Source organism: Paenibacillus xinjiangensis (genome assembly GCF_059686975.1).
Map to the genome: position 1 here is coordinate 120,034 of NZ_JCAALS010000008.1, position 15,673 is coordinate 135,706.

A 15,673-nucleotide genomic window follows, 5' to 3' on the forward strand; every position below is an offset into this window, starting at 1 on the left:
TCTCCTATGCTCCCACTTTCTTGTTAATGAGTTCTGATAACGAATATGTATTGTTCACTAGCACACCTAACTCTTGTTTCTGCATCTCAGTGAATTTCAAATAATCGATTACATCTGTCTTTTTAAGTCTATCAAGCGAAGTGAATAATCCATTGCTATGCTCTTCAGTCAGGAACTTTAGCTCCTCAATTTCCAGATTGACTCCTTGTAATACCGATATTTGCTTCACGATTTCTACGGTTTCCTTTTGCGCTTTAACTGCTATTTTTTTGTTCTTTTTATTTGCGACTACCGCTCCAGTGACAAGTGCAGCTCCACCAATTCCCCATCCTATTGGTCCGGCGAGAGCAAGAAGAGTACTACCACCCGCCATACCACCACCACCAGCAACTACTGCTCCGCCGCCCAACCAAGCTAATGCCGCATTCGTTGCCGCTGCGCCCGTAAGAGATGAGATAGCAACGCCAGTTGATGCGGTTCCAAAAGTAGTAGCGACAGCTAGAGCAGCTGTTGGTCCAAAAGCGGCTATCCCGATTCCAGCAGCAACACCGGCTCCAGAGATCCCTCCGGTCACTTTATTTGCCATTTTTTCATCGTATTTGATATCAAGAAGAGCTCGAAACTTATTCAGAAGTATGTTGACCTTCTCGAACTGACTTGCGAATGACTTAGGTGTATGAGCAAGCGTATTAATATACTCCTCAACTATTCTTATGAGGACCGATGCATTATTTCTAATTTCCAAAAGCTTTATTGCATCGTTTTGCACATTCTCGCCAATTGATGCGTATTGTTCACTGGCCTTTTTCAATTGATTTAATGCGCTTTTTTTCAGATCTGAATTTAACATCTAACTCCCACCTTGTTAAGTTAATTTTTCCGAGAAAATATAAAGAAATATCCACTGATCACTAAATCTTTGATCACCTGTGTATATTCTAAATCCTTTTTAGTTCTTAAGACTTATTCCACAAGATTAAAAAATACCCTTTTTCAATAATATCTTTCATGTAAAATAATACATTAGTTTATTGACAATGGCTTGTCAGCAAACATAAGTTCGTAAATAAAAGAGTCTCAGAGTTCAAAGTCACCTCACAGTTATTTTCGCTTCAAATAAAACACAATATAAAAAAGAACCCTTACATTGTCATTGTAAGAGTTCCTGTTTTTTATTTCCATGTCTTCGTTATATCAAAATGCGATTAGACTAGTATACGCCGAGTCAGTTTTGTTCGCCCACTACCACATTATCCTGTACATGATAGACAAACGTATGCTCAGCAATATCCCGACAAATCTTCAAAATATGCCTCCGACAGAAATAAGTCTTTATTATCAGACAAGGTAATATACCGAACCGTGACATACAAGATCATAATAACCCTTTAGCACCTCGCTACCACAGTGGTTGATTACTTTGACGGCAAACTAAACTAGACTCTTATGATAAACTTTTTACGGTGAACGACCAAAGATTTACTACCTATGTTTTCTATCTCACCGCTCATCATGCATTCCCTTAATTCACTTCGATTTAGTCCAACAATATTGCTTTTTGCATTAGCATCTGATTGTTCTGGTAGAATGGCACATCCGTGCTGCCAAGGACTGTTGGCGGTACATTTGAAAGCTCATTGAGGTTATCCATCGGAACGATCACGCTCTTGGCCCCGTTCTCAGATAGCATGGTAACTTTGTCGGCAAAGTTAATTACTCGCTCTATAGCACCTCCCACAGAGAAATTCCCGAGGACTGCAAGACCAGCCTTCAGATTCTTTTTGTAAAGGGCCGATACTATTGCTATATAGACTGCTGATCCGATACCAGACGAGATTGCAGCACCTAGAAGATTAGTTACCTGGATAGTGATGTCATAATTATTCAGCGAATGCTTGTCGCTCAGAATCGTTTTCTCATTAGCCTTTATGTACTGATAGGTGTTTTTGATATTCTCCTTCACGGCCATGTTGTTGACCCCGGTAATATTCAACTTTCCAGATCCTGCTACCGCGATGGATTCAATCCTCACCAGCGCCACGTTTTCGCCATCACTGGTACTTGTGTAACAAATCCCAGGTGGCAGCGGTGTGTTTTCAATGAGGTGTGAGCCTTTTTCTTCGGGCAAACCTACAAAGAACTCTTCCTGGGTTTCCTTGTCAATGTACGAGAAATTGGTATCCCAGAATTCCATACCCCCAATACGCTTCAGTTGTTCTTTAACACGTCGACGCATCTCGAGAGCGATTTCCAAATACTCCTTTATGTCTTCTTTGGTGTATTCACCATCCGGATGCATGAGCTTGATAAATCCGGAAACAGTCTTTTTAACCGGTTTGGTATCACGCTGTTTCAGATGAGCTCCTAGTGAATAGTATTTTTCGAGTGCATCGGTATAGGTAACTCGCCGCAGAGATTTTAGAGCTTCAGAGAAGTAATCCGTACTGAAGCCAAAGCTAGATGTGAAATGCTGAGGTGAAAATTTGATCATTTCCCAGCCAGGCAGATAGAAATGGATACGATCTAAAAAGGCCGTATCATTGTTGACTTCATCTGAAAGCGGACTGAACAGATGGGAGGTCTGAAGAACAGTCTCGACAGGCTGATTAATGTTACCATTTAGGATAATGGAAGCGACTCCAGTAATTTCACCACCGGCACCAGCCCTTGAGAAAGATCCGGACTCCATATAGTCTTTCATTAGAGGTACAGAGTCTCGTTCCTTAAAGATTTTATCAGTAGCCTCATCAAAGCAGATTGCATCCCATTGACCCACAGCACCAACTTTTCCGGTTGAACCATGGACAAAGAGTTTAGCAACCGTTCCCTGACCACCGGAAATCAACACTGCATATGGCGTGAGTTCTTTATAAACAAAGGACTTACCTGTCGAACGTGGTCCCAATTCGATGAAATTGAAGTTCGATTCAACCATCGGGAGCAATCTGGACACCAAGAGCATTTTAATTCGATCTGAGACACCTTCTGCATTTGGTTCATAGCCGCAGCTTCTCAAGAGAATGTCGAGCCACTCACTCTTTGTGAAATCCTTGCGTTTGTTGATGATCTTGGTATTGTCAAAGCTAGAAAGCTGGATCGGCTTGATCTCTGTAATAACAAACGGGAATATATTCTGTCCGACTTTAATGTTTGGATCATACTCCACATCGACAATAGCCCAGATGCCCCCCATCAGCATCTTTTCGTGCTGTTTTACCAGGTCATCGCTGATATTTCCATTTTTGATATTGCTATTTTGTAACTTCGCCCAGTAAATATCCTTTTTGGAATCCAATTCCACGGAAATCTTATCGATGATCTTGTAGCGGCCTTTCTCACGAATCTTGGAATGAATCAATGAGCTCTCTTCAGGATTCACATAATGCTCGCTGAGAACCCTTTTCACATTTCCCATCCCGATACGAATCTTTTCTTCGTCGTCAGTGGAGCAGGAGTTGGCTATCAGGTATTCAAGCACAAACACCGGTACATTGGCTCCAACCTTTACGGAGCGGACAAGGTCTTTCTTGACCACGTACCCTCTGAAGTGTTCCAGAAGTTTTATATCTAAGTCATTCAATACTGCCATAATAGATGCCTCCCATCTTCACTTTTTTGTGTTAATTTACCAAGCCAACGCTGTGATATTTCAAATGGTTCCATTTCATTAGAGAAGCCCACCTAAATCTCTATCTTTATTTTGTTTAACAAAGACCCGGTCAAGCTGTTGTTTCGTGGCAGCATCTAGAAGGTGGACTTCTATTTCCGAATGGCCGTCAAACGTATATTCTTTGGTGATCCGCTCATTTCGTTGAACTGTGAATACATCGCTTTTATTCACCTGCGTTCTGTTGGCAAAGAAGACCAGATAAATTTTTCGCTCCATGGAGAACAGATCCCCAGCACCTTTGTCAGCCTGAATTTTGATTGAAAACAATTCACCGGTGACATCTTTTAAGTCACTCTTATTTTCAATACTGACAGTCAGCGGCACGACAGAAGCTCCGGATCGTTCCCAGCAGAAATAAGGAGTTACCAGTTCCTGTGGTGTTACACCTCCATGGGAGAATCCGTATAAGCCAGGTGTCTTGAAAGGATTGATGTTCTTTGCAGTGTAAATATATCCGAATTGTTTATAGATCTTTTCAGTCTCAATAAATGCAGGTGTCAGATCTGATTGTTTACTTTCTGTGCGAATATATCGTTCTGACTTTTCAAAGACACCTTTCGGATATATTGAAATCTTATCCGCTTCACTCAACAGCCCGGTAAGAACAAATCCATGATCTGTAATCAGGTTAACTTTTGCGTATCCGCTGGACAAGAGGAGTGATATCTTCTCAGCAAAGAAATCGATAGTTTCGGGGAAATATTTGAGTGCTTTCTGTTGAAGCTTTTCTCCCATATCATCGATATCTTTATAGGTACAAATTAGAATCTGTCCCCCCCGTGCCTCTTCATTGACCTCATCAAGGCGAATAAAGTCAATGGTGACATCAGGATTCTGCGCTACCAGATATTTCTCTCGGTTGCCCTGAACCGCTTCGGTAACACCATTGTCCATGTAGATGCGGCTCATGTTGTTTTCGGTCTCGGAAGGGGTATCAGCAAGAATTGAACCCCTTTTGAGATTTACTGAGCCTTTAACTTTGGAGGCCACAAGCTCAGCAATTTCATAGGCAACGCCATCCCCAACAATTACGGCCGTCTTCAAACCACCAGCTGCATCAATGATCCGCTGCAGTGTCCCGGTCTGGTTTTCTTTGTAACCGCTCCAGTTTTTGAACCATTTGTCCAGAAAAATAGAGACGTGATCTTTGTAGATTTCCTGAAATGGTTCAAGAAGCGCTTTTTTATTGAGAAACTCTGCATACAGATTACGAATAGCGGTATCCAGCTTGTAGAAATGATTTTTATAGAACTCGACACACTCACTAAACGAACTCAAGTAAGTAATATCCTTGGGATCAAACTCCAGCAGTGCAATCACATCATTCCAGAAGTGAATGCCAAGCGCCTGAGCCTGTCTGCTCTGATTGCGCTGACGCAATTTGGCAAGGGTATTCGTAATAAAAGCTTTATCTGAAAGCTTTTTCCCGATTTCAGCCAGCCATCTTTCGTCCACCTGAAGAAAGGGATGATGGATGCTGACATTCCAGATATCCAGTTTTGTCGGGAGTGTATAATCGCCAAGATACCCATTAAACGAATCCCGGTAGGAAACTGAGTCGAGCCAGTTTTGATAAACAGACTCGAGCGTCTTATTGCAGTATCCTTTAGCCAAGCCATCGAGCATGGCTTTCACTACTTCACCGGCTAATGTGATCGCAGGCTTATTCAAATAGTCCTGATCGAGCAGTTCATTGACCTTCCGGTAAAATATTTCCCGAAGTTGTGCATCGTATTTCTCTTTTGAGTAAGTATCGGAATCATGAACAAAAGGCAGTAGCTCCTTATTCAGGTCAAAGATTTCTGTTGCACCCTTATGACTAAGATCCATCCAGTAGGTGCGATCTTTACCAATGCTGACTTTTGCTGCGGCAAACAGCTCTTCCTTGGAGAGATTGATGTTTATATTCAGGGTCTGATGTACCTTGTCCTTGATGTAGTTCTGTAAGTAACGGATTTCCAGACAGCCGCAGGTCTCGCAATATTCCCGAATGAACTTAAGCTCATCTTTTTTCAAGCGAGTATAGATCATGAATTTCTCATAAGTGGGCTGAGACTTTTCGATGAGATATTTCACATGCAGCTCTTCTATCTCGGAATTTGCCTGATAGATGGTAAACTCATCCCCGACACTCTTCAGCAAAAACTCCGCATCGCCGGATTCATCAATGAACACCGCCACCGAATGACGGTCGAAAATATTCAGTAGGTCATTTTTAAACCATATATCAATCATAGTCAGCTCTCCCTACCATTCCGCATTAAGGTACTTATTAAGTTGACCTGCATTGAGCACCTCGTAAGGAATCATTCCCTTTTTCTGTAGGGGGGCAATATTTTTGCCGACACCGTCGTCGAGGACGGGATCGTATCCTTCAGCGAGCAGTTCATCAATCTTGGCTCTGAAGGTATCAATCTCTTTGAGTTGCCTGAAGATACAGTCTTTTTCGTTCTGGGCTTCGGCACTTTCATTACCAGCCAGATCGCTTTGACGATTGATCAATGAGCGTTCCCGATGCTCGATATAGACGGAGCGCAGGCGCATCAGTTTATCACGACTCCATTTGTAAATGATGATGTAACAGTCAAAGCCCTGTTCCGGACCGCTGGAGAGGTGCCAAATAAATGGGGTCTTCGGCAAATACATAAACAGGTTCAGATGGTCAGATAGCTCTGCAAAGAAAAACTTATTTAGGTACTCATGGATCGAACGGCCGAGAACTGTGTCAAAACTGGAGTACTGAGCCGAACTGAAACCTTTCTCTCGGAATTTTCCCTCAATACGATCTAGTAATACCTTTTCTCCGGCATTGGGCACCAGCGGGATGATGCCGTCTTTATCCTCCATGAGGATTTCCCTAATTATATCAGCGAGAAACTCCATCGCTAGCGTGTGCATCCGCTGCTGCGGAATCACATTACTCTGTTTGAACAAGTACCATACATTAATTGGGTTGACCTGATGACGGATACAAAACTCCTCGAGATCGTTGTTGTTCTGGTAAAGGGTCGGGAAGCCACTTTCTATCTCCTCACGCTCTTCGTCAGTGAATCCTCTGGTTGGGAGTGACTCGATGAAATCGCGAATCGCATCCAATGGGTATTCTTTGGTTTCTTCTGTATCTACAAGATATGCATCCCGGGCTTCTGTCAAGACCGGAAGCTGACCAATGATTTTTCCTTCTTTGACAAGCACCATGTCCTTGTCATGTTCAGTCAGGTCGTAGATCTCAAAGATCTTTTCATTTATTATGGCTTCGTTTATCAAAACCTGAGTTAGCAGGTGGTTTTCTTTTTGGAAATATTCTCTCATTTCTTTACTACTAACAAAAGGGAGTTGAGTTGAATTTCTTTCTGTTAAATGATCAAGGCATAATCCTTTTTTTATTTCAACGTTGCGAGAAACGTGTTCAGCTAATTTTTCTTCGATATTTTTTGAAGGTAAAACAAAAGGAATACGCTGCATATCACCAACTTGTGCATTAACCGTTGGATTTAGACAGTTTATTATATATGAAACTAACTTCGAGTTCATAAAGCCAAGTAAATAGAAATTATTCTTGAATTTCTTGTTGGCAAAAATGCTTGAACCCCCAGTATCAAAGAAACAATTCTTGGGGAGATATCGAAATGAAGCCCCTTTTGAACCAGATGCTGAATAGGTAACTCCTTCTGAAAAATAAAGATTACTGTTCCGCAATACCGCACCAGCTGATTTCAGTTCGATTGCATCATTTTCATAATTACCAACAAGCCAGAGGTTTCCATACCATTTTTCGAACGGACCACCTTTTGAGTAAACTACCCATTTCTTCCTGTCTTCTTGATAATTATTGGAGATATTCGAGCTACTAACTTCCCACCAAAAACGTAAGAATCTTAAATTGTTTGTTGTTGCAGCACCCTGAGCTGGTGAAAGCAATGATTTGATATCAGCAGCTCCAAACTTCTCCCGGAATTCATTGGAGATCCAGTAAATGAAAGGCCAGGACTTGATGATCTTCAGCTTGGCTTGTTCAAGTGTATACACACGATCATTTGAAACACCAGAAACATAATCATCCAACGCATCAAGGAATTTACCTTTTTTCAATTTTTCCTGAAGGTTAGTTGTCAAGTTGAAATACAGCCCATCTCTATCGCTTTTCCCCTTGCTTAAAACGTAGAATGTTGCATCCAATAGGATTCCAGGACCAAACAGGTTTACACGATCCAAACCGAAATCTACCATTACATCCAGATGGCCTTTATCGATCATAAATTTACGGACCTCTTCAAAGGTTTTAATAAACATAAAAGTGTGAGGATGGATCATGGCAATTTTCCCATCTGATCCCGTCATCTCATAACACCGCTTGATAAACGTTGCATACAGGTTAGTGTGGAACTTGTATGGCTTTTTGTAATTGTCTTCAATGAACTCCTTCAACTCAGGGCCAAAGTCGGCACTGTCGGTATACGGCGGGTTGGCGGTGGCCACGTCGTATTCTGCGGTGAGTAATTCAAGGAAGATTATTGCATCTCTTGTCTTGCTGGTTAGGAAGGTATTTCCCTGTGCCTGAGCGTATCGTTCGACAGCGGTTTTCAAGTTGGTGAAGAAGGTATCCGTGAATTTTTTTTCTTTTTCAATATCCTGCTCAGTAAATATATCAATTTGAACCGGTTTTAAAGGTATTCCAAGTTCTTGATCTGTGAAAAGTTTTCCTTCTTCACCATCACGCTGTTCTAACAATTGACGTAATTTTGCCTTTACCTTTTCATCTAGACGTATTAAGGATCCAAACTTGTAGGCAAACTGGAGATCGGTCCAGATGTCTGCAATAAGCTCTTGTTGGCTTTGGTACAGCGTGGTCCCATTTGTGAAAATGTGCTCAACAGCCTCATATTCCGGCAAATAAAAGTTTGAGGAGACCACATTAAAGACAAGTTCTCCAATTGTTCTACGTTTTTTCTTCGCTTTAATATATAGGCCGAGTTGGGCAAGTTGAACCGCCCGATCATCCAGATCGATTCCGTGTAGATTCTTCTCAATAATCAACTTGGGAATATCTTTTTCATCATAATCAGCCCCATAGTTATCGATTTGATCGATATACAGTTCATAGAAAAAGTCAAAGGCATAGAGCAGAAAATTCCCCGATCCGCATGCTGGATCAATTACCTTTACTTCATGCAGTGGTTTGGGCTTGCGCTCCTGGGTCTGGGGAGCGTTAGCAATCTTGTAACGACGCTTGATCTCGGAATTCGGATACATTTCCAGATAAAGTTTTCCCAAAGAATTTTCCACCAGAAACTGTACGACCCAGCGCGGTGTATAGACCTGAGACTGAAGAGAGACTTTATAGTATTCGGTTTTGTCCCCACTGTCCTTGTGGCCCTTCTTCTTTACGTTGTTATAGCTCTCATACATCCAACCAAGGACATCATCACTTTGCCAGATGTCGTTGCCTACCTGTGTATCTTTTTCCAAAGCATTGAAGGCATCGATGATCTCATTGAGGCTGATGGCATCAGGCAGCAAGGCATACTGATAGGCTTTGCTGTATAGCGGAAGAGTTTTACCCAACTCGTTAAAGGCGTGTTTAAGATATTCACGGATGCCTTCCAATTCTTCGGAACGCATGTGCTGGTTCATTTCCAGCCATGCCTTGTGGCCAAATGAGCGATCGCCATGCTCCGGCTGTTTAGTTAGCACCGGCGGGAATAGCGCAGCAACTTCCATGACTTTGACAGCAGCCATACGGTTGAACAGTGTAAAGGTCAACTCATCAATGAGCTTTTCCCGTGCATATTCGTACTTACCGGTTTCAGCGATATGGTTTTCGAGCATCTCCTCAAAACGCAGCCGCTCCGAGATGACTTCTGGGGCAAGGTTTTCAATATCTAACTGCTTGTTTCTTCCAATACCCAGTCGGGCGAAATGTTTATCAAAAGCCGCCTCAATAAGTTCCCGGAGTCTATCAACATGTTCTAATAGCTTCATCTGCTACCATCCTATCGTATTGTTTCTATATCCAGTTCAATCTCTTCATCGGGTCTTGCAGCAGCCAAAGACGCCAACTGAGCCGTAAGGAGCGCTTTATAATCCTGTACAGTCATAATCTTGCTAGTGATCTGAAAACGAACTTTGCGCGGTTTCTTGGGCGCAGGAGGCTGATCCGGAGCACCACCGTTTTCCGGTTCAAGCTTGGGATTCTCTGTAATAAAGCTACTTTGAATAATTAGAAGTTCGTTCTCCTTGGTAGGAGCCAGTGCTGTATAGTTCAGAATATCTGAGAATGAGTAGCCACAGTTTTTACAAGTGATGGCATACTCTAGTACCGGCTCTTTGATGTTTCTATCCACACAGTAACGCTTAAGGCCATCCAACTTTTTCTGGTTCTGTATATTCAACTCAGCTGGATAACCCTTCAGTGTTCTAAGCGCCTCATCCACTTTTCCGCTAAGAATTTGATATTCATGGCTCATTCCGGCAGCAGCATTTTTAATTAGCTTGTAGTAACTGTCTTTAACAATCTGTACCTGCTGCTGTAAATTACCAAAATTCTTGACCATGTCCTGCTTGTAGAGACGGAGAAATTCATCATGTGCTTCCAGTATTGTGTTATCGGATCGGTCTGCTTTTTTGAGTTCTTTCGTAACCTCTTCCACAAATCGCTTAAACTCCCTGACCTTAGCAAAGTTCTTCTTAATGAATTTCTGCGCTTTCAGGATGATATGAATAGCACCCGAGAACTGGTCGCTGTTAGTAAGGAGATATTCAACCTTTTCAATGTAATTGCTTTCGGTTATCTTCCCAGCGAAACTGAGTAAGACCTGTTTCTGGTCGACTACAGTTGGGAACAGCGACTCGAAACCTTCGACGGTATCGCTCAGCGTCGTCAGTGCGCGAATAAAATAATCAGCCAAGTCCCGAATGCTGTCGGCAAGATCAAAGTCGTTGGTATTCCAGTCAATCTTTCGTCCGGTATGGGATTCAATTTCAAGGTCCATTAGCAGTTGGACGGCCTGATTTTTCTTAGCAGACGTCAGCGCCGCCGTAATAGACTTAAATGAAGCCGCCTTGAATTTCGTACCATTGGTAAAGGCGTCCTGTATACCGTTCTGCTCATGTGAGAACCATGTATCGCCATTGTATTTCACGGACAGACGACCAGCCCTGAAAAGAGCTGCCAAGGTGGATACAATGGTTCCAAATGAGTATCCCCATGGTGCAACGAAGAAATCTGACTCCAGCGTGCGGCCATCAACATAACGGTTTTTGATCTTAGAATTAATCTCTTCGACTACTTTCAGGTGATCACCGATAAAGTTTCCATGGCTGTCAAAAAATTTAAAGTCATCTCCGGAAAACACGCGACTTAACCCTTCTTTGCGACTGCTGAACACTTTGGAAACCAGACTTTCAGAAAGCCCAGAAGCTAGTCTTTTGGTATAAATATTCTTGATCAGCTTACGTTGTATTTCGCTGATGGTGCTTTTGAAGCTGTCTGCATCGAGAAGGTACTCGTCAAACATATAGATCAAAGAGGCATTACGATACGCGTTCTCAATCATTACCCGAAGCTCTTTTTCCTTTTCCTCTCGAATGATAGAGAAATCCCGTATAATCTGACGCTTGGTGGAATCAGATTCATTAGAGTATTTATCTTCCATGTATAAGTAACGGCTTACTTCACCAATTAACTTATCAATCATTAAAAATTCTTTATTGTCTGGTATCAGCGTGATAAGTTCCTTTTGATACTGGGTTTCCAGCTTGAGGTTCTCAATAAAATCCTGTCGATTTTCACTGATGTTGAAGAGGCTATACGCTACCAATTTCAATTGCTTGCTGCCTTGACCAGTTAGTTCATCATCTTGATCGGAAAGAACGCTAAATTTGAAAGTGTCAATTCCGTCATTAAAGGTAGCTACCGTTGTAAACAGCTTGTAGTCCTTGATGTTGTTGATCAAAGACCGTTTTTTACTAAATAGCTCAACATCGAAATCTTTCATCTCTTCAAGGAACTTGCCTTCAAGGTCAGAAGTAATCTTGTAGTTGTTGTTTGTAAGCAGCAAAACTTTTGCTTCGATTAGCAGTCCTAGAGCCTCTTCAATGACCGGCTTCACATCATAGTAGGTTGTGATGTCGGAAATGTAGCTTTTAGTGATATTCTCAACTGTCGGTGAAATGACTTCTGAATCGGCCATAAGGTGAATCGTCTTCAGCAGTCTTTCACCGTCAATGGTGCTGTTACGCTCGTTCAGTATCTTTCTGGAAGTATAGTATTTATTTACCAGTCCAATGGGGGGAGCCGTTTGAGCCTCGGTACATATCGCGTAGCCCGGGGTAAAGCTGTAGAGTTCTTTTTCCCGCATTTGCTTTCGAAGAATATCAAAAGTTGTAATGATCATTCCACGAGCGGCGATCTGAGTGGCTACCAACGCATTAGAGCTGAATAAAAACTTCTGAAGAATGTCGAACTGATATTTATGGAATGGATAGTAAGTTGCAAACTCATCCGCATTTGCCGTTTTAGTCGGAAATGATGATTTCAAGTTGGTGGCGTCGGATACTAGGCCTTCATTTTTCTTATGGTAATTCACGAGCTGATGATGTCCGGAATCCGTTTTTTGGAGCAGACGGCTTCGGATAATGACATCAACCTCTGTAGATTCAAGGTGAATCTTGGTCTTGAAACGATCGGTTACCTTGGTCAGCTGGCTTCGATTCACATTTGTATTGTTAATGACATCATCTAGTTTTTCCTGAGCAATGGCAATAGTCCAAACCTTGTTGCCGATACTTGAAAGAGCTTCACTAATACCCTCCAGATCCAACAAAGTGAATTTCTTCTGACTGATCGCTTCGCTGGCTTCATCAAAGACAAAGACCAGCGTCTCCTCCGGCCGGTAATTCAAGTATTTCTCAAGCTCAGCTTTGAACTTACTCGCAGAGAAATTATTAATGGCTGAACTGTAAACGTTCCGTGTTTCTGAGTAGTCAGCTTCGCTATAACCCATTTCAGCAAATACTTTCCGCATGACCCTTGCAACCTGCCGATTGCTGATCTTCAACTGATCCCATTCTTGTCCCTCAAGCAATTTGACTTTACTTTTAAACTCATCAAGTTTGCCATCGATATATAAATCAAATTCCATGTAGCCGTATTCATCATCGCGGAAACCGAGGTTTTTCAGCAAGTTGAAAAAGAGAGTGAATGCCAGTCCTTTGTCTGTATTCTGTTTGGCTATGTCGAGAAACACGACCCTGCTGTTGATCACTGCAAGATTGCGGATGGCGTTTTCTATCAGACTTTCGTCCGACACACCTTTCATCCTTGGGATGAATCGCTCTCTGGCAGGTGTTCCGTTAATCATCGGATTGTCGATAATATACCCAAGCATCTTGCCGAAATAAGATTTACCTGATCCGTAGAAGCCGGACAACCACACCCCAGTTTCTTTAATATTGGAGGTGAATTGGTTAGTGAAATTGTAAAGATGCCGACCGATTCCTTCAGTCACAATGTATGATTCAATTTCCTGCTGGATTTCCAGTTCGGATCGATCTTCAAGATCGATCACACTTTTTATATCCTCCTGAAGATCCAGTGCCAGTATTTCGTGTATTTTTGTCATGAACAGGACCCCCTTATTTCACTAACGTGCAACGATATTTCGATGCAAGTTTGAAGTTTAAAAAGTAAATGTTGTCGTTCTCAATTTTAGACGGGTAAAATATCACTAGAGGATGAGTTAGATTCATAATGACCTTATGCTCCATGATGTTTACGTTCTCGATTCCTGTACCAATAAGGCAACCAGTTCTTATTAGAAAGGGAATTCTGTCGTTCTGACAGGCTTTCTCAATCTCGCCAATAATCAAGTCAAACAGATCATACGAAGGGTCATCAGAACGAAAGATTAGGTGGGGAGTATTCTTAAAGTCACTGTAATACTCTTTAAACGACTCCCAACCGTCCTCATCAATGAACTGAACCAGCAGCTTGCTGACATCAATAAATACAGCCTTATCAGCATAAAGCCCTTTCGCTTTTTCGAAATACTGCTGTTCTTCTTCAGGCGGGTACGAGAACAAAATACTATTCCCGCCATTTGCCTGTCGACGAAGGAGATCTTGGTTTTCTATATGAAAATCTAAATCCATAAACTTTTGCTGATGATCAGTTATATAAGACATCACAAACTCCTTTATAGCTATGGGTTAGTTCGATGTCCAAAGCGACACCGTTGAAATTCATATTAAAATAACCTTTCAGAGAGAGTTTTTTGAGCCGATCCTGGATGTCCTCAGAAGAGATAAAGCTAACGGGAAATAGATCGTTAGTTAAGATGTTACTGGTCCTCGGAGAAAATAATTTCGCAAAGTATAGAAACAGTACCTGTGCTTCCGAAGATGGACGTATATGCTTAAATGACTTTACTCTCCCTGCACTTAGAAAACCGAGCTTACTCATCAAATTGAGGTATTTGGTCGAAATGGTGTTAATTGTATTTTCTGACCAACTGATCTGCAATGAATCATTTTGAAAAAGATACTCTTTTAGATAGGCTGTGATGTCATCCTTAGAAATGCTCGCGCGTCCGGAGTAATAAATTTTGGAGAAAACCCTTAACGTGATTTCTCTGAATAGCCTATTGTTCAAAGCAAACTGCCAGACCAAAACCAACTCTTTGTCCTGTGGTGGAACGCGTTCGCTAAATATCCCCTGAATGAGCTCTTGATGATCCTCATTTTCAAACTGTAAGAATGCTTTTCTTACCTCGCGTTCAATTCTTGTTCGGCTCCGTTCAGTACGCAGGTTGAATTCATTCCGTTGATTGACGAGTTCTTTTATTGAGTCGGATTGACTGAAATGAGAATCAATGGCCTTGAAAATGACATTGCAATCCCTCAGTCCTCCGATAACATTTATTGCGGTATTATACACGCCATGTTCTGTTGTGTTATTCAATCGTTCCATCGATTCTTGTTCATCCTTTTCGTTGTGTCCGCTGCACCACCAGAGTGAACCCATTCATCTACCACGTACTGTTTAAACATCCAACGGTGTCCTACTCGATGGCCTGGCATATCACGTTGCTCGATTCTCTTATAAACAGTTTCGTTGCTTACATTGAGATATATTAATCTCTCGCATTTTTTTCTTCCTCCAAATTATGTCCCTAACTTAGAGATTTTGTAAATTAACGATACCTTTTACAGTTATCACCCTGAATTTCCGCTAACCTCCATAATATCATTAAAATCACATTCAAGTGCTCTACAAACCTTGAGCAATACATCTGTTGTAACATTTTCATTTTTAGAGAGTTTAGACATTGAACCTGAACTTATTCTTGCAGCTAACTTTAGATCTTTTTTTTTCATATCTTTATCTATTAGAAGTTTCCATAATTTTTTATAACTAACTTCCATCGAGCACACCTCCGCATACGTTAAATATTCGTATTATTGCATCTTTAGATTATATCACAAGCAATAAAATTCACAAACGAGGAATATAAATTTGCATTCACGATTTTTTTATCATCTAAATATAATACATAGAACCAAATTAAATTTTACAAAAAATTTCACCAAGGGTCGAAACTTAAAAAAAGGTAGGGCTTATCGCTTAAAATTAGCTATGCAGGAGCTATGGATGACGCCCCACATATTTGCTTATATTTACTTGCGAGATTGGTTAGGATGGGCTAGACATTCGCAATTGGAACCCATGATGGATCTAGCCAAGACGGTAAAGAAACATGCAGAAGGAATTCTTCGTTGGTTTCATAGCCGGATGACAAACGACCTACTTGATAGGTATTAATGGTTTAGTTTCAAGCATCCAAGCGAAAAGTAAGCGGATATCGAAGCTATTTTATTGCACCTATCTTCATTGACGAAGATAGGTTCTTCTATTTTCTATCCATAATAAGGAGTCACATTCAACCATGTCCCATTTATCAGACAACCTTAAATCGCTTCTCATTCTATCTCTACGTGAAAAAT

At 41.5% G+C, this 15,673-nt stretch carries 9 protein-coding genes; 1 reads left to right on the forward strand and 8 read right to left on the reverse strand.

All coding sequences use genetic code 11. The annotated features are described in order from the left end of the window. Window positions 1-4: 4 nt before the first annotated feature. The 8 genes from AC6ESP_RS10355 to AC6ESP_RS10390 form a co-directional block, all read right to left on the reverse strand. On the reverse strand, window positions 5-850 hold the full coding sequence (locus tag AC6ESP_RS10355) for a hypothetical protein (RefSeq protein WP_497096634.1): 846 nt from the start codon (window positions 848-850) through the stop codon (window positions 5-7). A 687-nt stretch (window positions 851-1,537) separates the two neighbouring features. Beyond that, a complete protein-coding gene (gene brxL / locus AC6ESP_RS10360) occupies window positions 1,538-3,589 on the reverse strand; it encodes a protease Lon-related BREX system protein BrxL (RefSeq protein ID WP_497096635.1) in 2,052 nt (683 codons plus the stop codon). Window positions 3,590-3,667: 78 nt separating this feature from the next. Further along, entirely contained in the window at window positions 3,668-5,905 is a 2,238-nt protein-coding gene (locus tag AC6ESP_RS10365) for a PglZ domain-containing protein (RefSeq protein ID WP_497096636.1), read from the reverse strand. Between the two features lie 12 nt (window positions 5,906-5,917). Continuing rightward, window positions 5,918-9,652, reverse strand: a complete 3,735-nt coding sequence (gene pglX, locus AC6ESP_RS10370) for a BREX-1 system adenine-specific DNA-methyltransferase PglX (RefSeq protein WP_497096637.1) — start codon at window positions 9,650-9,652, stop codon at window positions 5,918-5,920. An 11-nt stretch (window positions 9,653-9,663) separates the two neighbouring features. Continuing rightward, the gene (brxC, locus tag AC6ESP_RS10375) at window positions 9,664-13,293 is read right to left on the reverse strand and encodes a BREX system P-loop protein BrxC (RefSeq protein ID WP_497096638.1); all 3,630 of its coding nucleotides are present in this window, start codon (window positions 13,291-13,293) and stop codon (window positions 9,664-9,666) included. A 13-nt stretch (window positions 13,294-13,306) separates the two neighbouring features. Beyond that, a complete protein-coding gene (locus tag AC6ESP_RS10380; protein WP_497096639.1) occupies window positions 13,307-13,855 on the reverse strand; it encodes a hypothetical protein in 549 nt (182 codons plus the stop codon). Beyond that, entirely contained in the window at window positions 13,839-14,693 is an 855-nt protein-coding gene (locus AC6ESP_RS10385; RefSeq protein ID WP_497096640.1) for a BrxA family protein, read from the reverse strand. Before AC6ESP_RS10385 ends, AC6ESP_RS10380 begins: the two co-directional genes overlap by 17 nt. A 191-nt stretch (window positions 14,694-14,884) precedes the next feature. After that, on the reverse strand, window positions 14,885-15,094 hold the full coding sequence (locus AC6ESP_RS10390) for a helix-turn-helix domain-containing protein (protein ID WP_497096641.1): 210 nt from the start codon (window positions 15,092-15,094) through the stop codon (window positions 14,885-14,887). 91 nt (window positions 15,095-15,185) lie between these two features. Between AC6ESP_RS10390 and AC6ESP_RS10395 the strand changes: the two genes are divergently transcribed. After that, window positions 15,186-15,491, forward strand: coding sequence for a transposase (locus tag AC6ESP_RS10395; RefSeq protein ID WP_497096642.1), 306 nt, complete (start codon window positions 15,186-15,188; stop codon window positions 15,489-15,491). Window positions 15,492-15,673 lie beyond the last annotated feature (182 nt).